At 44.4% G+C, this 17,463-nt stretch carries 20 protein-coding genes; 6 read left to right on the top strand and 14 right to left on the bottom strand.

What is annotated here, in order from left to right:
• Positions 1 to 142: 142 nt before the first annotated feature.
• The 4 genes from FS666_RS14405 to FS666_RS14420 form a co-directional block, all read right to left on the bottom strand.
• On the bottom strand, positions 143 to 469 hold the full coding sequence (locus FS666_RS14405; protein WP_144461614.1) for a type II toxin-antitoxin system PemK/MazF family toxin: 327 nt from the start codon (positions 467 to 469) through the stop codon (positions 143 to 145).
• Positions 469 to 762, bottom strand: a complete 294-nt coding sequence (locus tag FS666_RS14410; protein WP_144461617.1) for an AbrB/MazE/SpoVT family DNA-binding domain-containing protein — start codon at positions 760 to 762, stop codon at positions 469 to 471. Before FS666_RS14410 ends, FS666_RS14405 begins: the two co-directional genes overlap by 1 nt.
• Before the next feature lie 289 nt (positions 763 to 1,051).
• Positions 1,052 to 2,566 (bottom strand): osmoprotectant update ABC transporter permease/substrate-binding subunit OpuFB, encoded by a 1,515-nt coding sequence (opuFB, locus tag FS666_RS14415; RefSeq protein ID WP_144461620.1) that lies wholly within the window; start codon positions 2,564 to 2,566, stop codon positions 1,052 to 1,054.
• Positions 2,559 to 3,509: an ABC transporter ATP-binding protein gene (locus FS666_RS14420; RefSeq protein ID WP_144461623.1), complete on the bottom strand. Its 951-nt coding sequence runs from the start codon at positions 3,507 to 3,509 to the stop codon at positions 2,559 to 2,561. The genes opuFB and FS666_RS14420 overlap by 8 nt, the downstream gene beginning before the upstream one ends.
• Positions 3,510 to 3,656: 147 nt before the next feature.
• Between FS666_RS14420 and FS666_RS14425 the strand changes: the two genes are divergently transcribed.
• Complete coding sequence (locus FS666_RS14425) at positions 3,657 to 4,442, top strand: TIGR00266 family protein (RefSeq protein WP_120070198.1); 786 nt, start codon at positions 3,657 to 3,659, stop codon at positions 4,440 to 4,442.
• A gap of 25 nt (positions 4,443 to 4,467) precedes the next feature.
• Here FS666_RS14425 and FS666_RS14430 read toward each other — a convergent pair whose 3' ends face one another.
• From FS666_RS14430 to FS666_RS14440, 3 genes are read right to left on the bottom strand one after another with little or no spacing between them, the layout of a single operon-like run.
• A complete protein-coding gene (locus tag FS666_RS14430; protein WP_144461626.1) occupies positions 4,468 to 5,118 on the bottom strand; it encodes a TetR/AcrR family transcriptional regulator in 651 nt (216 codons plus the stop codon).
• Between the two features lie 12 nt (positions 5,119 to 5,130).
• Positions 5,131 to 6,159, bottom strand: a complete 1,029-nt coding sequence (locus tag FS666_RS14435) for an ABC transporter permease (protein ID WP_144461629.1) — start codon at positions 6,157 to 6,159, stop codon at positions 5,131 to 5,133.
• The gene (locus tag FS666_RS14440) at positions 6,156 to 6,881 is read right to left on the bottom strand and encodes an ABC transporter ATP-binding protein (protein WP_144461632.1); all 726 of its coding nucleotides are present in this window, start codon (positions 6,879 to 6,881) and stop codon (positions 6,156 to 6,158) included. Before FS666_RS14440 ends, FS666_RS14435 begins: the two co-directional genes overlap by 4 nt.
• A gap of 486 nt (positions 6,882 to 7,367) precedes the next feature.
• Between FS666_RS14440 and FS666_RS14445 the strand changes: the two genes are divergently transcribed.
• Positions 7,368 to 7,955, top strand: coding sequence for a short-chain dehydrogenase (locus tag FS666_RS14445; protein WP_144461635.1), 588 nt, complete (start codon positions 7,368 to 7,370; stop codon positions 7,953 to 7,955).
• A gap of 374 nt (positions 7,956 to 8,329) precedes the next feature.
• Here the strand turns inward: FS666_RS14445 and FS666_RS14450 are convergent, their stop codons facing one another.
• Positions 8,330 to 8,773 carry a GNAT family N-acetyltransferase gene (locus tag FS666_RS14450; protein ID WP_144461638.1) on the bottom strand — a complete coding sequence of 148 codons (444 nt, stop codon included), beginning with the start codon at positions 8,771 to 8,773 and terminating at the stop codon, positions 8,330 to 8,332.
• Between the two features lie 108 nt (positions 8,774 to 8,881).
• Here FS666_RS14450 and pdxR point away from each other — a divergent pair, with 108 nt between their 5' ends.
• Entirely contained in the window at positions 8,882 to 10,297 is a 1,416-nt protein-coding gene (pdxR, locus tag FS666_RS14455) for a MocR-like pyridoxine biosynthesis transcription factor PdxR (protein ID WP_144461641.1), read from the top strand.
• A gap of 63 nt (positions 10,298 to 10,360) precedes the next feature.
• A complete protein-coding gene (locus tag FS666_RS14460; protein ID WP_144461643.1) occupies positions 10,361 to 11,101 on the top strand; it encodes a MerR family transcriptional regulator in 741 nt (246 codons plus the stop codon).
• Positions 11,102 to 11,317: 216 nt separating this feature from the next.
• Here the strand turns inward: FS666_RS14460 and FS666_RS14465 are convergent, their stop codons facing one another.
• The 6 genes from FS666_RS14465 to FS666_RS14490 form a co-directional block, all read right to left on the bottom strand.
• Positions 11,318 to 12,022: a hypothetical protein gene (locus FS666_RS14465; protein WP_144469102.1), complete on the bottom strand. Its 705-nt coding sequence runs from the start codon at positions 12,020 to 12,022 to the stop codon at positions 11,318 to 11,320.
• The gene (locus FS666_RS14470; protein ID WP_144461649.1) at positions 12,022 to 12,771 is read right to left on the bottom strand and encodes a hypothetical protein; all 750 of its coding nucleotides are present in this window, start codon (positions 12,769 to 12,771) and stop codon (positions 12,022 to 12,024) included. Before FS666_RS14470 ends, FS666_RS14465 begins: the two co-directional genes overlap by 1 nt.
• Positions 12,743 to 13,654 carry an ABC transporter ATP-binding protein gene (locus FS666_RS14475; RefSeq protein ID WP_120070170.1) on the bottom strand — a complete coding sequence of 304 codons (912 nt, stop codon included), beginning with the start codon at positions 13,652 to 13,654 and terminating at the stop codon, positions 12,743 to 12,745. Before FS666_RS14475 ends, FS666_RS14470 begins: the two co-directional genes overlap by 29 nt.
• A complete protein-coding gene (locus FS666_RS14480; protein ID WP_120070167.1) occupies positions 13,651 to 14,031 on the bottom strand; it encodes a GntR family transcriptional regulator in 381 nt (126 codons plus the stop codon). The genes FS666_RS14475 and FS666_RS14480 overlap by 4 nt, the downstream gene beginning before the upstream one ends.
• 464 nt (positions 14,032 to 14,495) lie before the next feature.
• Positions 14,496 to 15,293: a hypothetical protein gene (locus tag FS666_RS14485; RefSeq protein ID WP_120070164.1), complete on the bottom strand. Its 798-nt coding sequence runs from the start codon at positions 15,291 to 15,293 to the stop codon at positions 14,496 to 14,498.
• Between the two features lie 251 nt (positions 15,294 to 15,544).
• Positions 15,545 to 15,856 carry a cupin domain-containing protein gene (locus FS666_RS14490; protein ID WP_120070161.1) on the bottom strand — a complete coding sequence of 104 codons (312 nt, stop codon included), beginning with the start codon at positions 15,854 to 15,856 and terminating at the stop codon, positions 15,545 to 15,547.
• 178 nt (positions 15,857 to 16,034) lie between these two features.
• Between FS666_RS14490 and FS666_RS14495 the strand changes: the two genes are divergently transcribed.
• Together FS666_RS14495 and FS666_RS14500 are read left to right on the top strand one after the other, a co-directional pair.
• On the top strand, positions 16,035 to 16,364 hold the full coding sequence (locus FS666_RS14495) for an MGMT family protein (RefSeq protein ID WP_120070158.1): 330 nt from the start codon (positions 16,035 to 16,037) through the stop codon (positions 16,362 to 16,364).
• 84 nt (positions 16,365 to 16,448) lie between these two features.
• Complete coding sequence (locus FS666_RS14500) at positions 16,449 to 17,438, top strand: nuclease-related domain-containing protein (protein WP_235870276.1); 990 nt, start codon at positions 16,449 to 16,451, stop codon at positions 17,436 to 17,438.
• Positions 17,439 to 17,463: the final 25 nt, after the last annotated feature.

Consider the following 17,463-nt stretch of genomic DNA (forward strand, 5'->3'; position numbering starts at 1 on the left):
CGAAAACACTATAATATCGCTGTTTTCGAGGAGTTTTTGGCTTTCTAGCTGTTAAAGTCGGGAGGCTGTTTTGGGGGAATATTGGGGTTTATTTTTTTGCATAAAGTATATTGGGGTGACACGGAAAGGAGAAGATGTTTTTTCATAAAAAAGTATGTATCTTGGCCAAGCATTCCTCCACCAATTCATCGGGTGCTTTTCCTTTAACCTTAAGACCACGAGCCGCCCAATCCAAATTTTTTACCTGGTCGGTTAAGATTACACCTTGAAAAGCCAAGCCCTCAGGTAGCTTGACTTCAAACCCCCAGCCTCTGGCTGTGTTTGTAATCGGACAGATGGAAGCAAATCCCGTGGCTTGATTAAACTCTTTTGGCGATAAAACAATCCCTGGCCTGTTCCCTGCCTGCTCATGGCCGGTCTGCGGATTAAAATTCACATAAACAAGATCCCCACGGTCTGGTACTGACATTAAATAAGCTCCTTCCCCTCTACTCCAAAATCAATTTCCCCGTGACGGTTTTCCGGGCTGCATTTTGCCAAGAGTTCCTCCAGCGAATATTTCTTAGGCTGCTTTTTAGGAACAAGCATGATAACTCCTTTTCCGGTTACGCTTATTTCCATTTCAGACCCTTGATGAATGTTAATTCTTTCTGCAACATCCTTTGGAATTCTTACCGCCAGGCTATTGCCCCATTTTTGAACTGTGGTTGGAATTGCCATATGATCCACCTCATTTCCATTACTCCTTGCATCTTCTTCCATTATATCACCTCCAAGCAACATGTATATACATAGTATATACACCAATTCTGTATTTGATACACCATATCACCTTTGGTGTTAGAAAACAAAACGATTGTAGGACAACAAACTTCTATCAAACATAAATAGTTTGAATTTTTTAAAGTTGCAGTGCCATATATAGAAACAAAGATCTTATAGAAAAATATTTAGAATCATACCATGTATAGTAGACCGATCGTTTTGGTCCAAGCAAAAAATCCACCCAGGGTTCATGTCCAAGGTGGATTTTTCCTTTTATCTTCCTACTTCAGTAAAGCCCCTCTTTCTTCAAAAATTCTTTCGCAACCTTTTCCGGCGACACTCCATCAACATTCACTCTATAGTTCATTTCACGCATTTCATCGTCTGTAATTTTTCCAGCCAACTTGTTTAAGGATTCCACCACTTCCGGATATTGCTCGGCTGTTTCCTTCCTCAAAAGCGGTGCGCCCTGGTACGGCGGGAATAGTTGCTTGTCATCTTTCAGCACAACAAGCTTGTGTTCCTCGATTTCGCTGTCTGTTGAATAGGCGTCAATTAAATTGATATCCCCTGATTCAACCGCAGCATATCGCAGCTTGGGCTCCATCGTTTTCATTGAAGGGAATTTCAGTCCATACAGTTTTTGGATGCCGACATATCCGTCCTCCCGGTCGGAGAACTCCAATGTGAAACCGGCTTTGACTTTATCAGAAACGGCACCAAGATCCGAAATAGCGGATATTCCGTATTGATCCGAAAAATACCCGGGCACTGCTAACGCATACGTATTATTGAACTGCATCGGTTCCAGCAATACGAGACCAAATTCCTCCAACATGCCTTTTCTAGCCTGTTCGTAGACTTCTTTCCTGTCTGTGCTGACCGCCTCTTCTTTTAAAAATTCGGAGATGGCTGTTCCTGTAAATTCAGGGTAAATATCAATGCTTTCATTTTTTAAAGCATTGAATAAAAATGAAGTTTTTCCAAGTCCCGGTTTCAATTCAACCTTGAGATCGGTATTCTCCTCGATCAGCACTTTGTACATATTAATTAAAATTTCAGGTTCAGAACCAAGTTTCCCTGCAACAACCAGCTCTTTTTTCTTGCCGCCGGCTGCAAAAGGAATGACAATGATCAGCAATGCAGCAACGGCGATCACGCCGATCGCGCCGGCTGATTTTTTAAAGGAAAGATGCTCAAACCGCCGAAGAAGCAGGTCGAAAAGAACCGCTAAAAGTGCTGCCGGAACTGCCCCAATCACGATAAGGGCAGAGTTATTGCGGTCGATTCCAAGCAAGATGATATCACCCAGACCGCCGGCCCCAATCAATGCGGCGAGGGTGGCCGTTCCAACAATAAGCACCATTCCCGTCCTGATTCCTGCCATGATGACAGGCATCGCAAGCGGAAGTTCGACTTTCATCAACTGCTGCCGTCTATTCATTCCCATTGCCCGGGCGGCCTCCGTCAATGAAGGATCGACTTCTTTGATGCCTGTATAGGTATTCCGTAAAATGGGGAGCAATGCATACACCACAAGCGCGATAATTGCCGGGACTTTGCCGATTCCGAGGAGCGGGATCAACAGCCCAAGCAGCGCGAGCGACGGGATAGTCTGCAACACAGCGGTGATGCCGATGATGCTTTCAGCCGCTTTTTTCCTCCTTGTTAAAAAAATGCCGAGCGGAATCGCTATCAAAACTGCAAAGAACAATGCGATGAATGACAGCTCGATATGCTCCAGCAATGCCGAGACCAATTCTCCTTTCCTATCCTGAAAAACCTTCATAAAGCTACTCATGTTCCCGGCCTCTTTCATTCAATCGGTTTGCCATATATTCAATGACCGTTTGTCTGTCTATCAAGCCAATGGACTTTCCGTCCTTTTCAATCAGGACTTTTTCATGCTGTGATAAATTTTCAAGCACTTCGGCCAATGACGCATCCGCAGAAAGATGGTGGGAAACCGCTGTTCCGTCCAATGGAAGAACAAATGATTCAAGGTCAATTTTTTCATCCTGTTTATGTGCCCCAACAAAGTCACGGACAAAAGGATTGACCGGCGTATGTAAAATTTCATTTGGGGTTCCGACCTGCAGCGCCTTTCCTTCTTTCATGATGCAGATTCTGTCGCCAAGTTTAAGGGCTTCCCGGATATCATGGGTCACAAAAACAACCGTTTTATTAATTGTCCGCTTCAGATGCAGCATATCGTTCTGCAATTTTTCCCGGCTGATCGGGTCAAGCGCGCTGAATGGCTCATCCATTAAAATAATCCGCGGATCAGCAGCCAATGCTCTGGCGACTCCGATGCGCTGCTGCTGGCCTCCAGAAAGCTCAGCCGGTTTCCGATCGAAATAAACAGCCGGATCCAGCCCGACCATTTCAAGCAGTCCGGCAATCCTGTCATGGATCTTCTTCTTACCCCACTTTTTCAGTTCCGGGACAACGGCGATGTTTTCTGCAATCGTCATATGGGGGAACAGCGCAATCTGCTGGAGCACATAGCCGATATTCCAACGCAATTCATGAATATCATAATCTGTGACTTTTTTATCACCTATAAAAATGCTGCCTTCTGAAACATCAATCAAACGGTTGATCATTTTCAGGGTAGTCGTTTTTCCGCAGCCGCTGGGACCGATTAATACGAAAAACTCATTTTCCTGTATATGTAAATCAAGCTTGTCAACGGCTTTCGTCCGGTCATCATAAAACTTCGAAACATTATCGAATGTAATCATCAGCTTCCCCCTTTTTCCCCGTATATTTAGGGTTAATTGTCCCAATTGCTAAAGAAAAAATCAACTTTGAGGACAGGTCCCTTAGTAATTTTTTTGAATCCAATAGCCGAAGCTAATCGTATTCCAATTAAAAGGATGGTGGGAAAAATGAATAATCATGAGATTGATTATCAAATTATTGGCGATGACATGCAATTTGTAGAAGTGGAGCTGGATCCTGGTGAAACGGTTGTTGCGGAAGCCGGCAGCCTGATGATGATGGATGACCACATACATATGGAGACAGTTTTTGGAGACGGTTCTTCCCAAGCCGGAGGACTGATGGACAAGCTGATTGGTGCGGGAAAACGGGTGCTGACCGGTGAAAGCCTGTTTATGACAATGTTCACGAATGAAGGAAGCGGAAAGAAGCACGTTTCGTTCGCTTCACCTTATCCAGGCAAAATCATTCCGATGGACTTAAGTGAACTTGACGGAAAAATTATCTGTCAAAAGGATGCTTTTCTGGCTGCTGCAAAAGGGGTATCTGTTGGAATTGAATTTCAGCGAAAATTAGGAACCGGGTTTTTCGGCGGAGAAGGATTCATCATGCAGAAACTGGAAGGAGACGGAATGGCCTTCGTCCATGCGGGAGGAACGATTCACCAAAAGACGCTGGAACCGGGAGAGACCTTGAAAATTGACACCGGGTGCCTTGTTGCCATGACACGTGATGTGGATTATGACGTTGAATTCGTCCGCGGTGTCAAAACAGCACTCTTTGGCGGGGAGGGGCTTTTCTTTGCCACATTAAGAGGGCCGGGCACTGTCTGGGTTCAGTCGCTTCCATTCAGCAGGCTTGCAAGCCGAGTGTTTGCAGCAATGCCGGCAGGCGGAGGCTCAAAGGATGAAGGCGGAATCGGCGGCCTTTTTAATATATTTAGCGACAGATAATGGAAGAGCCTGCGTTCGCAGGCTGCTATTTGTTCGGCCTTAATCCTTTTATCAAAAATTGAATGGTTCTTTCCGTTTCCTCTTCATCTTCCCACTCATCAGAAGACAGAATGAAAAAACGTGCCATCAAATGGCCGAAAATCGTCGAAAGAAACAAGCGGATGACGGTTTTTGACGGCATAACCACGATTTCACCCTTTTCTTGGTAGTGAGCGACGATCTTTTCCATACGAGCGAGTATTTTAGCCGCGATATGCTCCTTAAATTGCTCCTGCAGTTCCTTTTGAAAGGGAAGCTCCTGTACCAGAATTCTGAAAAGAAGCATGTTTTTCTCCATAAAAGCTTCCCTGTTTTTGATCATTGCTCTGAGGAAATCCTCCAGAGCATCATAATCCTTATCCAGCACCCGATTGATATCCTTTATAACAAAAGGAGCAATCATTTTAGCCATCATCGGTGCAACAATGGATAAAAGCAATTCCTTTTTTGTTTTATAATGGCGAAAAATTGTTCCTTCCGCTACGCCGGCTTTCTTGGCGATTTCACTTGTAGATGTTGCAGCGTAGCCTTTTTCAGCAAATATTTCGACTGCTGCAGCTACGATCTTCTTCTGCTTCGGCGTGAACTCTTCCTCATCCAAAGACAATTGATCCCAAATCTGATTTTGTTCCAACATAATGGTCTCCTTCTAAATCTTTCTATACTTTCTAAGAGCAACGATATTCAATAACATGAATAATGCTGCAAACCCCAACATTACGAGCAGATCCAAAACGATTGCATCCATGCCCTGCCCCCTGACCATAACATCCCTTAAAGCATCTGCGGCATAGTAAAGAGGTGTGAGCGGACCAACCCAGCTCAACCAGTCCGAAATGGTTTCAAGATTGAACAGTCCAGAGAAAAATATTTGCGGCACGACGACAATCGGAATGAACTGGATCATCTGCAGCTCGTTATTTGCAAATGACGATAATAAAATTCCAAGCGTCAGGGCCGTCAATGACAGAAGCACAATGATCAACAGGACATACCAGAAAGAGCCTTCCATTAACATGCCAAGTGCGTAAATACTGTAGGCGGCTATGATCGTCGCCTGAAAAAGTGTAAAAACGCCAAACCCAATTACATACCCAAGGACAATCTCCCATTTGCGGAGCGGCGTTGATAATAGGCGCTCCAATGTCCCTGACGTTCTCTCCCTTATAAAAGATACTCCTGCAATGATAAAGACAAAAAAGAAAACGAAAAAACCTAGCAAGACGGGACCGAAATAATCAAATTGGCTCATATCAGCCGAACCATGCAAATAGTGGATATTCATGTCTGCCGTATCATTTGGGCCTTGCAATGGTTTGAACGCTGATTGTATCCACTTCATCGCGGCCCCATTGACAAGCGGGTCACTGCCTTCAAGATAAACGGACGGCGGCATTCGACCGAAGACAAGATAACCGTCCAATTCACGGGAAGAAAGGAGTTTTTTAGCCTTATCCTCATCTGTTAAATCGGTGATCTCCGCACCTTTAAGATCCATTTTATCTCTTATTTGTTCAGGCGCATTCACCAACCCTATTTTTGGTGTGTAATCATCTCCGTTAAAAACGAGATGGAGCATCGTCAGAACGAGAATGGGAGCAAAAACTAAAAGGCCGAGTGTCCTCTTGTCTCTTCCAATCTGTTGCAGAATCCTTTTTACCAAGGCCATGACCCTCATAAGGACACACCTCCATATACAAGGAAAGCTTCTTCTATCGTACTTGAGTTCGTTTTTTGTTTCAGTTCCTCCGGCGTGCCTACTGCAATGAGCTGACCCTCACGCATAAGCCCAAGGCGGTCGCATTTTTCCGCCTCATCCATGACATGAGTTGTGACGATCAGTGTCTTCCCCTCATCCTTCAATTGATGGAAAGCTTCCCAGACACTTTTTCGGAGCACAGGGTCAATACCGACAGTCGGCTCATCCAATATTAATAGCTGAGGTTGATGCAAGAGAGCAATTGCCAAAGAAAGTCTCCTTTTCATCCCGCCGGAATAATTGGACACCTGCTTCCCAAGATGATCAGTCAGTTGAACAAGTTTCATCGCTTCCATGATCCTTTGATTGCGTTCTTTTTTCTTCAAGCCATATAAAGCTGCAAAAAATTCAAGGTTTTCACGGGCTGTCAATTCCATATAAAGCGCATCCGACTGGGCCATATATCCCAGCTTTTCGATCAGATGCAAGGAAGGCATCTTCTCTTGAAAAACATCTATTTCACCCGAAGTTGGCACATCAAGACCTGCAAGTTCCTTGACCAAAGTCGTTTTTCCTGCCCCTGAAGGTCCAAGCAAACCGAAAATTTCTCCCTGTTTAACTTCAAGATCAATATCTTTTAGAATTTCTGTTGGACCAAACTTTTTGGAGACACTGCGGATTGACACACAAGAATCGTTCAATTTTTTCACTCCTTTTCAATGTGAGTGATTACTCACTCTGTATTATAAACGAATTTTCCAAAAAATAAAAGAGCTAAGATTGGATTCCTTTCCTTGAGGTATTTTCACATAAGAAGGATTGGGGTATAATGAGATGAGAAGCATCATAAGATCAGATGATCGTTTCGGCGCTGGGAACACCGAAACGATCCGACAATAGCAGGTCCCGCCGGGGATCAGCACGATAGTGTCTAAGCCGCCTGGAGGGCCATCTCAAAGGCGGCTTTAGTCTTTGTTAAATGACAGAATGGCCACAATCAAAACAGCAAAGCCAATCATGGACGTAATAGATTCGTATAGTGTCATGGCACCACCTCCCTCCTTGCGAGAAGTGTGCACAGACCGCCCTTGAGAAACCTGTTCTATTGTTCTTATATTATACCATTTTTTTAATAAATGCGAACATACGTTTTTATTTTGTTACTTTAGAACGAGGAGGCGCTTAGATTGAAGCATGCTCTTGTCATTGGCGGAACGGGAATGCTGTCCGGTGCAACGCACTGGCTTGTCCGGCAAAATTACCGGGTATCTGTTGTAGCAAGAAACCAGAATCGAATGAAAAAATTGATCGACCAATCAGAGAACCCATCCGCTATTACGCCTGTGTTCGTAGATTACTGTAACGAAACGGACCTTCATAGAGAAATAAACCGGATCATTCACGAAAATGGGGAAATCAAATTAGTTGTGGCCTGGATCCATTCCATAGGAAAAAACGCTTTGCCCATTATTGCGGAGGTCATTTCAAAAAATAGCAAAGACAAGTGGAGGCTCTTTCATGTATTGGGCAGCAGTACAGATCTGAAAAAGGCAGTCCGGGATGTTGAAATACCGGCCGGCTGCCATTATCGGCAGATCCAGCTTGGATTTGTCATTGAAAATGGCCTTTCCCGATGGCTGACACATAAAGAAATATCGGACGGTATTATCGAATGCATCCAAAAGGATGTACCACTTCATATTATCGGAACTGTGGAGCCTTGGGAATTGCGTCCAAGAAATAGGAGTCTGCCTTTCGGTAGGCATAGGGTTTGAATGCCTACCGAGAAAAGGAAAACTCCGCTCGTTCGGTAGGCATAGAGTTCGAATGCCTACCGAGAAAAAGGAATTCCGGCTTGTTCGGTAGGCATAGGGTTCGAATACCTACCGAGAAAAAGGAATTCCGGCTTGTTCGGTAGGCATAGGGTTCGAATGCCTACTGAGAAAAAGAAAATCCCGCTCGTTCGGTAGGCATAGAGTTCGAATGCCTACCGAGAAAAAGGAATTCCGGCTTGTTCGGTAGGCATAGGGTTTGAATGCCTACCGAGAAAAAGGAATTCCGGCTTGTTCGGTAGGCATAGGGTTCGAATGCCTACTGAGAAAAAGAAAATCCCGCTCGTGCAAGTTCTGCGGCGGGCAGACTCCTTTTCTTAAATCGTATAGTTCAGCCAATCAGCTCGCTTGCCTCCCATTTTTTCATAAAACCGCTGTGCGCGGTAGTTGTCCGGAGCTGTCACCCACGACATGTGGAAATAGCCGTGTTCCTTTGTATAGTTTTCGCAGACTTTAAACAGTTCCTGGGCGACGCCCGCTCCCCTTTCTTCTTCAACGACATACAAATCATTCATGACCGTTATTTTATCTGCCCTTGTCGTATTGAATGTGAAGTATAAAGTCGCAAATCCTGTCAGCTTGCCTTCCTTCTCGGCCACGAACTGGATCCCTTCCTCTTTTTCAAGCAGCATATCAATCAGATCGTGCACTTTTTCAACTGCCGGTCTCGGCCTTTGATAAAAGTCCACGATGTACTCATACATGAGCTTTGTTAATTCTTCTCTATCTTTCTTTTCAGCTGGTCTTACATTTACTGACATATACAATTCCCCCATTCCAATATGTTACATAAAAGGTTATAGTAAATCTGTACACTTAAAAAGATACAGTTATATAAAATTCAACCAGTACAGATGTGAGGTGGCTTTATGGATATATGTCCTCGGTTGGAAAATCGGTCTAACGAACCTTTATATATACAGCTCTATCAATATTTGAAAGAGGAGATCCAGGCGGGAGGAATTCCTTCTTTTAAACGCCTCCCGTCCATCCGCAGGCTTGCCGATGATCTGCACATTAGTAAAACTACAGTACAAATGGCTTATCAGCAGCTATTGGCAGAAGGTTATATCGAAAGCAAAGAACGAAGCGGATATGTTGTTGTCGAAATGGACGGAGATTCTTTCGGGGATCTCCCTCATTTTTCCGAGCCGACACCGGCAAAAAAACCACCTGCCGCACAGAAAAACATCCGGTTTGATTTTTATATGTCTCATATTGATGTGGACCATTTTCCTTTTCAAAAGTGGAAAGCATGCGTCAATCAAAATCTGAGCCCAGAATTCCTTTCATATGGAGATAAACAGGGAGAGCCTGGGCTTCGAGCCGCAATCAGCCGTTATCTCCGCCATGCACGTGCAGTGAACTGCACAGAAGAACAGGTTGTCATTGGATCAGGCACTCAAACCGTCATGAGGCTTTTATGCCAGTTGATTGGACTTGATGGAAAAAAGATCGCCATGGAAGAGCCCGGATATGAAGGGGTGCGCCATGTTTTCCAAGGGCTTGGGTTCGAAGTAGTTCCTATCAAACTCGAAGAAGATGGGATCAACCTGGATGAACTGGTAAAGAGCGGTGCGAAGGTTGTTTACATTACACCATCCCACCAATTTCCGCTTGGGATGGTCATGCCCATCACGAAACGGATCAAACTGTTGCAGTGGGCGGAAGAGAACGGCGGCCTGATTATTGAAGACGACTATGACGGAGAATTCCGCTATCACGGAAAACCCATTCCTTCCTTGCAGGGACTGGATGCCCACGGGAATGTCATTTATGCCGGGACTTTTTCAAAGTCACTCATGCCAGCCATCCGAATGAGCTATGTCGTTCTTCCAGAAAGGCTTTTGGATATTTATCAGAAAAATATGTTTATGTATGACCAAACCGTTTCGCGGCTGCATCAAAGAACATTGCAGATGTTTATGGAAAGCGGCGAATGGGAGCGGCATATCCGAAGAATGAGGAAGCTTTATCAGAAGAAGCATGACCTTCTTCTGCAAACCATAAAAAAGGCCATGAATAACAATGTTGAAATCACCGGGCAAAACGCAGGGCTGCATATCGTCATTCAAGTGAACAGCGGGAACAGTGCAGACGAGCTGGTTCAGATTGCGGAAAAGTCGGGAGTAAAGGTATACAGCACGACGGATAATTGGATTTCTGGACAGGAAAAAGGAGACCCCCTCATATTGCTGGGATTTGGCGGATTATCAGAGGAACAGATTGTTGAAGGGATCGAGCAGCTTCATGCGGCCTGGGGACCTTTTTATAAAAATCGATGAAAAACCCATTGACCCTCACGCAACGTGATACTTTATATTGTGATTAAAGGGAGGCAAGATCAAATGAAAGTGAAAGAAGTGGCAGAGCTGACAGGGATCAGCGTCCGGACGCTGCACCATTACGATGAAATCGGCTTGCTCTCGCCTGGGCGAAAGGCAGAATCAGGGTATCGCGAATATACAGATGAAGATTTGGAAACCCTGCAGCAAATCTTGTTTTTCAGAGAGCTCGGCTTCCCTTTAAAGAAAATAAAAGACGTGTTGAACAGCCCGTCATTCGATCGGCGGGAGGCATTGCTGCTGCAGAAAAAAATGCTGCTGGAAAAGCGTTCCCGGCTTGATCAGATGATCGAGCTGGTTGAAAAAACGATTCAACACGCTGAAGGAGAGATTCAAATGACGAATGAAGAGAAGTTCCAAGGCTTTGATTTCAGCCACAACCCATACGAAAAAGAAGCCCGCGAACGCTGGGGAGATGAGGCGGTCGATCGCTCCAATGCGAAGCTTGCGGATATGTCGGTGGAGGAGCGCGATGCAATGGCTGCAAAAATGAATGACATTTATAGAAAGCTGGCTGGCCTTCGCCAAGGAGCGCCGGATTCTGAGGAGGCACAATCCGCCATCAAGGATTGGTATGACCTTCTAAACAACAACTTCGGGAGCTACTCGCTTGAAGCGTTTAAAGGCTTGGGACAGATGTACGTTGCCGATGAGCGCTTTACGAAAAATATCGATCAATTTGGAGAAGGATTGGCCGAGTTTATGAGCAAGGCAATGACGATTTTTGCAGATAAAACTAAATGACGACGTCTCAATAGGAAGGGGTTCAGCTCCACTGAACCCCTTCGCTTATGCTTGAATATAGATATGGAATTAAATGGGTAAATATGAACCGGTTTCGGCGAGATACTGTCCGGAATTTCGAAATACGATCCGTTTTTTGGAATTTACTGGCCGACTTTAGAAATACGAGCCGAATTCCGGAAATATTGGCCAAACTTCGGAAATTCAAATCACCTATCAATCATCTTCCCCGACATAATGTATATATAAATCTTCATTTTGCGGCGTCAGCTTCAGGTCTTTGGGCACCTTCAAATAGAGATAGCTGATTTCCCGGAAGCCCCCGAAGTCATGTGCGCCTTTGCGTTCCCCTGTAAACTGGGTGATGACAAATTCCTTTTCGAACACTGCAAATTTAAGTTTTTTCTCTTCCCACTTTCCCTTCAAATGCAATGTATCATCTTCCAGCTCCACCTGGCGGGATCGGTATTCATCCGTCAGGTCAACCCCTCCAATAACCGAACTTGCATAATAGGTTCCCTCAATGATTCCGTCATTATCGGCCTTTCTTTCAACGACCACTGTTCCGTCAAACCAATCCTGATCTTGTAGGAAAAGCTCTTTTCCATTGTATCGCCACTTCCATTCATTCAAGATCAAACTGGAATCAATGTCATCCGTCCGCCCATCAAAAATAGCTTCATCCAAGCGGTTCATTTCTTTATCCAGTTGGTCGTCAGAGGAAGCATTAAAGTCAGGCTCCTTTTTATTGACTGGCAAAGCTTCAAAGACAAATATTGAAGCAGCGAGCAAAATTCCATATCCCAATAACAGCATTTTGGTAACACGCTTATTTTTTACAGTATTTTGCTGCATGCCTTTAATACCCCAGATGAGGAGGCCTGCAATTCCTATAAGCATCAATAAACTGGTTAGACCCATCATTTCCTGACCTCCATTCGGTTCGACAGGACGATAGATCCTGTGAAAAATAGAGTTGATAAGAGGAGTGTTTTAACAGCAAATAAAAATAAGGACGACTCTGCAAAAATAAAATCAAAAATGGCTGTTGCCAGTTCTTCGTTGCGGATGCCCAAATAAACGACAATGCCGGTGATCAAAGTCGGCAGCAAAAAGATGAAAATTTTATTCACCTGTACGATCATCCCTGTTAAATAACCAAGAGAAGCAAACAAAATCATGTATAGAATGGCCGCCGCCAAACCAATAAAAAATTCCGCCGGAGCTTCCAGAAAGCTGTTTCCCAAGCCGTATTGAATGTCGCCAAAAAAGAAGGCGATAATCTTAAGCAGGAAACCGGCCGTCACGGCTGCTGCCCCGCCGATGGCGCTGGCAGTCAGTAAAAATAATATATTCGCCAAATTACTGCTCAGACGGTTGGAAACAAAGGTGAAATCGTCGTATCTGACCGCTTTTGTCGTAATCAGTATCCCGGTCATGAATATCCAAATCATTGTAAAAACTACAACCATGTCGGCAGAGTAATATGAAATGTTAATGTACATTCCCGAACTTGTACCCGTTCCGACTGAAGTCACACCCCCAAGCGAAAAAAGGAGGCTGATGAGCTGCACCCCGGCCATCGAGCTGAATACACCCAAAAAAGCCCGCAGCTTGAATTCATATTGTCTTTTTACAACATCAGAAAGGCTCATTTCGGTTAAAGACATCGTCGATTCCCCCTTTATGCCTGCTCGTCAAGTATACACACACATCACTTGCCGAAACAGGAGACAGTTTGATTCCATCAAGCTTCATTTTTTGAAGCTCCTCTTCGGAGAAGTCATTTTTTACTGCTGTAAAAGTCCGGCCCGGCCCGGCTTCCTTTTCGTGAATGACTTCTTTATTTTCGGTCCAAGCCGAGATGGAGGAAATTTTCCCCGTAAGGCCGACAGCCCACTCCTTCAAATCGGAAACAGGCAAATGAAGCCGAACCTTTCCGTCATTGATCAGAAGGACATCTTCCAAGACATCTTCTATCTCGCTCAAATGGTGGCTGGACACGATGATGGTCCGCGGATGGGCAAGATAATCCTTTAGCAAAGCCCGGTAAAAATCTTTGCGGACTGCAGTATCCATTCCTGTCGTGGGCTCATCGAAAATCGTCAAAGCACAGCGCGATGCCAGCCCCAAAATCATATTGAAAGTGCTTTTCATCCCTTTTGATAAATTGCCATAATGGGCATTGGGGTTGAAAGAAAAATAGTCAAACAGACCATCGGCAAGTTCCTCATCCCATTTTTCATAAAAGCGCCCTGCCTCTTCCAGGGTTTCCTTCAGAGTAAGAGCAGGTGGAAGACTCATTTGGTCATCTATGAAAATACTATTGGCTGAAACTCGCAGACTGTTAAAGGGGTTCTCGGAAAATACTTTGACATCCCCTGAAGTGGGGTGAATAAATCCCGAAATCAATTTTAACAGCGTAGTTTTGCCAGCCCCGTTTCTGCCGACAAGCCCGGTCATTTTATTTTCGTTGATTGTCAATGACAGTTGATCCAGCACCTGCTGGCGCCCATACATTTTCGTAAGATCCTTACATTCGATGATATTCACTTTTTGTCCCTCCCCCTGCCTACTTCTTTAAGCATGTCAATCAGGTCACTCTCCGAAACATTCAACCTTTCAGCTTCAATCACAAGCTCCTGAATCAATCGTTTTAACGTTTCATTTCTCCGTTTGCTTACAACCTTTTCTTTTGCTCCCCCTGCAACAAACATGCCGAGCCCCCGCTTTTTATATAAAATACCTTCGTCAGCCAATACATTCAGCCCCTTTGCGGCAGTTGCCGGATTAATATTGAACATATCTGCCAGCTGATATTGGGAATACACTTTGTCGTTCACTTTAAAACGGCCAGCCATAATCTCATTCTCCAGCGATTCCGAAATCTGAAGATAAATCGGCTTCGTATCATTCGGATCGATCAACATACACATCCTCCTCTCTGGATGGGTGCATTACTGTTGTAATGTAGTATATGTTGTTTTTTTAAAAATAGCAATAAGAAAAGTGGAAGGCGCCTTATCTAGCCCCGACAAGCATAAGGCAATTCGCGAGGAGGCAGCCTTTCAGCCACCATAGAGAATTGGTTTAATCCTTACGGGGCTAGGCGCCGGAGCTGGACAATAAGAAAACCGATGATTTTCCATTCGGATCATCGGTTATTCTCTAATCATATTGGCAGCATTTGTACGAAAGACGGGGCACTTTGTGAAGCAGTGTCCATCTATTTTGATTGAAAGAAGTTTACCAGCGGAATATTGGCCAAATGTTTGATTAGTTTATACCCTGAAATTTTAACTGGGCATCTTCCTATTAATCAAACGTTTGATTAATGTAAAATTCCCTTAATATATCAGCTTCTATTGGGCTGTCACTCCAATACCCTTGATTTTCAATCAAACGTTTGATTAGGAGCATCGTTCTGAGAACTGCCGTAATAGACGGGAATCTCACCAGATTCGTAAAGAGCGGACATGGAATCTCTCTCTACCTCGTATGCCATCGACCACGAGCCTGTTTTCCCATCCTTTTTTTTCCATGTTTCGGTAAAAGTCACTATATATTTCTCTTTTCCGGTTTTCTTTGCCGCGGTTTCTCTTGTTACTTCATATTCTTCAATGACCCCATGGCACTTTCCTATCTTTTCAGGAAAAACATCAGTGATGGTCCCTTCCCCGGAAGTGGCAAATTCCACAGCATCTTCCTTCGTAAAAGGCGGTTCCTCAGGTGAGATATATTCAAATACTCCCCATGCAAGCATGTAAATCAATATCGGAATTAAAACAATATAGTCCACGTTTTTTTGCTTTGCAGACTGATATAATATCCAGCGGTCCACAAATGCATAGAATAAAGCAGCAACTGCACCGATGACTGCCAGCGGGCCATTTAAGAAAAACAATCCATTGGCGAGCCCAAATACCCCATGCAGCACGGCATACAGCCACTGGTTCCTTGAAAACCACTTTTTCTGGGCAAGCTCCAGACCAATGGACACGATGTTTCCGTAAACAAGAATAATAGCCCCTATATACATCGCGTAAACAAAGGACCAGCCTATTAGATCATCGCCCATATGATATGAAGCCCCACTGTCATGAAAAGTAAAAAACCACCCCATGGCAAGCGAGACCATGGCGGTCACAAACACGGTAGTGATCAACTTCCGGCCAATCATGTTCCTATTCATTAGAATTGCTCCTCTTACGCTTTAACGCATTAACTCGGCGGGGGCCAGGCCCCAAATTAAATGTACTGATAAGGCCCAGCTTTTTCATTCGACCATCCCCCTTCACTTTCATTACGGATGCTGCATGGAAAAAGTTTCGTGAGGGAGGCTCGAGCTATTCAAACGTTTGATTAATCAGAAAAACCTGTTGATATACAGGGAATTTTTACAAACTGAAAAAAATCCTTTTTTTCAATCAAATGATTGATTAACTAGGACTTTGCCAGCACAACGAAGATAGAAAGAGGCTCGACTCCTGTATTTTCAATCGCCAGCATTTGCCGGTCCGCACAATGCACAACATCTTTTTCAGAAACAGAGAGTTCTTCTTCATCAATGATAAAGCTGCCTTCCCCTTCAACCACGTACAAATACACATGTGCATTGGGATGCGGGTGCGGGGGAACCGATTGGCCCGGCAAAAGATTTAGCATAAATGCGGTGGTCGTCCCCTCTTGAAAAAGATTCGTCCTGACAAAGCGGCTTTCATTGAACTCCTGAAAAGCGTTTATATTTTTTAACATAGGATCAACTCCAGTCGTGTGATTTCTGCAATCATTATACCAGAGAAACTTTGATATACTGAGTGGTGGAGATTCGATTTGGCTATCCCTGGGAAATGGAGATTTGACCGAGATAGCCTGCCGTCGGACATGCTATTCGAAGTGACAGGACGTTTTTTTCATTAAGGAGGTGCTTAAGATGAATCATTTTACTGAAAAAGTGATAGAGACTATATTGCAAATCCCTTCCGGGCGAGTTGCATCTTACGGGCAGATCGCAGCAATTGCCGGGAATCACAGGGCCGCCAGGCAGGTCGGAAGAATCCTGCATTCCATGAGTTCCAAATATAACTTGCCATGGCACCGGGTCGTCAATGCGAAGGGAGAAATTGTTCATTTCAAGGCGGAAAGGCAACGGGATTTGCTTGAACAGGAAGGTGTCGATATAGATGCCCGCGGACGCATTGATTTGGGGAGGTTCCGGTGGGAGGGGCCTGTTTGGGAGGATCTGGACTGGATGCGGGGGTGAAGCTTGTTTCTGTTTTTTGCAAAAGCTGTCTCCTACTAATAGAAAGCGCTAACAATTTGTGCTAATATATTGGTAATTTAGGAGGTGGTAAATATCGTAATAAAAAAAAGAGACGAGTCGCTTTCTTTGGGGGGTATCCAGGCTTCCATCAAGCGGCTGCACCCGAGACATGAGGCAATCCCCATTTTAACTGCAAAAGCATCTTCCCTCGAAGCCGGCATTTCCGGTGAAATCAAGCTGGCCGAAACACTTCGCAAACATTCATTTCCATTTGAACACAGAGTTTTCCATGATCTTTCCTTGGTATCTTCTGCCCTATTTCAAATAGACACCTTGTTTCTGACTCGATTTTACGCCGTTGTTTTTGAAGTGAAAAATATTGGAGGACGATTGGAATTTAAGGATGATCCTCCACAATTGGTCCGCAGACGAGAGACGGGTGAGGTGGACGGGTTTGAAAGTCCTGCTGCGCAGGTGGAACGCAATGGCGATCTACTTGAACTCTGGCTTAAAGGTCATGGAATTCAGATTCCTGTCTATCGAATTGTTGTGCTAGCGTACCCAAAGCAGATCATTGATAAAGCTCCGGCAAAGACCCAAGTGCTATTCCCTAATTATGTTCCTCCCTTCATTCATGCTCTCCCTCGCAAGCAGGCTATACTAGATAGCAAGACTTTCAGATGGTTGACTGCGAAGCTTTTGAATAGCCATATCAACTACATTCCAAGACCAGTGTGCGACATTTACAACATTCCACCAAGAGACATTCAAACAGGAGTTATCTGCTCCCATTGCGATGCGATTGGCATGGTGAAAATTAAGAGAAGCTGGCGCTGCAGATCATGCGGAAGCCTCGATCATAAGGCACATGAACGTGGAGTTAGGGAGTGGTTCCTGATTATGGGACGGGAAATGACAAATAAAGACTGCCGGGAATTTTTGAGAGTTGATATGAATACTGCTTCTAGAATTTTATGTTCCATGGATTTAAACAGCATCGGTTCTTGTCGCTATCGAAAATATACTATAAACTTTCATAAAAAAGATAATAAGAGAGCTGATGGCCTTCTATAATTAGACTTTATAAGAGAGTTGGAGA

This window comes from Siminovitchia fortis (genome assembly GCF_007681465.1).
Classification (GTDB): domain Bacteria; phylum Bacillota; class Bacilli; order Bacillales; family Bacillaceae_C; genus Siminovitchia; species Siminovitchia fortis.

Excerpts from the sequence above, each read along its gene's own strand:
- FS666_RS14490 (WP_120070161.1), bottom strand. The coding sequence starts at position 15,856 with ATGTTAAAAAATATAAACGCTTTTCAGGAGTTCAATGAAAGCCGCTTT.
- FS666_RS14495 (WP_120070158.1), top strand. The coding sequence starts at position 16,035 with ATGAATCATTTTACTGAAAAAGTGATAGAGACTATATTGCAAATCCCT.
- FS666_RS14420 (WP_144461623.1), bottom strand. The coding sequence starts at position 3,509 with ATGATTACATTCGATAATGTTTCGAAGTTTTATGATGACCGGACGAAA.
- FS666_RS14460 (WP_144461643.1), top strand. The coding sequence starts at position 10,361 with ATGAAAGTGAAAGAAGTGGCAGAGCTGACAGGGATCAGCGTCCGGACG.
- FS666_RS14425 (WP_120070198.1), top strand. The coding sequence starts at position 3,657 with ATGAATAATCATGAGATTGATTATCAAATTATTGGCGATGACATGCAA.
- FS666_RS14405 (WP_144461614.1), bottom strand. The coding sequence starts at position 469 with ATGTCAGTACCAGACCGTGGGGATCTTGTTTATGTGAATTTTAATCCG.
- FS666_RS14485 (WP_120070164.1), bottom strand. The coding sequence starts at position 15,293 with ATGAATAGGAACATGATTGGCCGGAAGTTGATCACTACCGTGTTTGTG.
- FS666_RS14480 (WP_120070167.1), bottom strand. The coding sequence starts at position 14,031 with ATGTTGATCGATCCGAATGATACGAAGCCGATTTATCTTCAGATTTCG.
- FS666_RS14450 (WP_144461638.1), bottom strand. The coding sequence starts at position 8,773 with ATGTCAGTAAATGTAAGACCAGCTGAAAAGAAAGATAGAGAAGAATTA.
- FS666_RS14430 (WP_144461626.1), bottom strand. The coding sequence starts at position 5,118 with ATGTTGGAACAAAATCAGATTTGGGATCAATTGTCTTTGGATGAGGAA.
- FS666_RS14410 (WP_144461617.1), bottom strand. The coding sequence starts at position 762 with ATGGAAGAAGATGCAAGGAGTAATGGAAATGAGGTGGATCATATGGCA.
- FS666_RS14435 (WP_144461629.1), bottom strand. The coding sequence starts at position 6,159 with ATGAGGGTCATGGCCTTGGTAAAAAGGATTCTGCAACAGATTGGAAGA.
- opuFB (WP_144461620.1), bottom strand. The coding sequence starts at position 2,566 with ATGAGTAGCTTTATGAAGGTTTTTCAGGATAGGAAAGGAGAATTGGTC.
- FS666_RS14470 (WP_144461649.1), bottom strand. The coding sequence starts at position 12,771 with ATGTCTTTAACCGAAATGAGCCTTTCTGATGTTGTAAAAAGACAATAT.
- FS666_RS14465 (WP_144469102.1), bottom strand. The coding sequence starts at position 12,022 with ATGGGTCTAACCAGTTTATTGATGCTTATAGGAATTGCAGGCCTCCTC.
- pdxR (WP_144461641.1), top strand. The coding sequence starts at position 8,882 with ATGGATATATGTCCTCGGTTGGAAAATCGGTCTAACGAACCTTTATAT.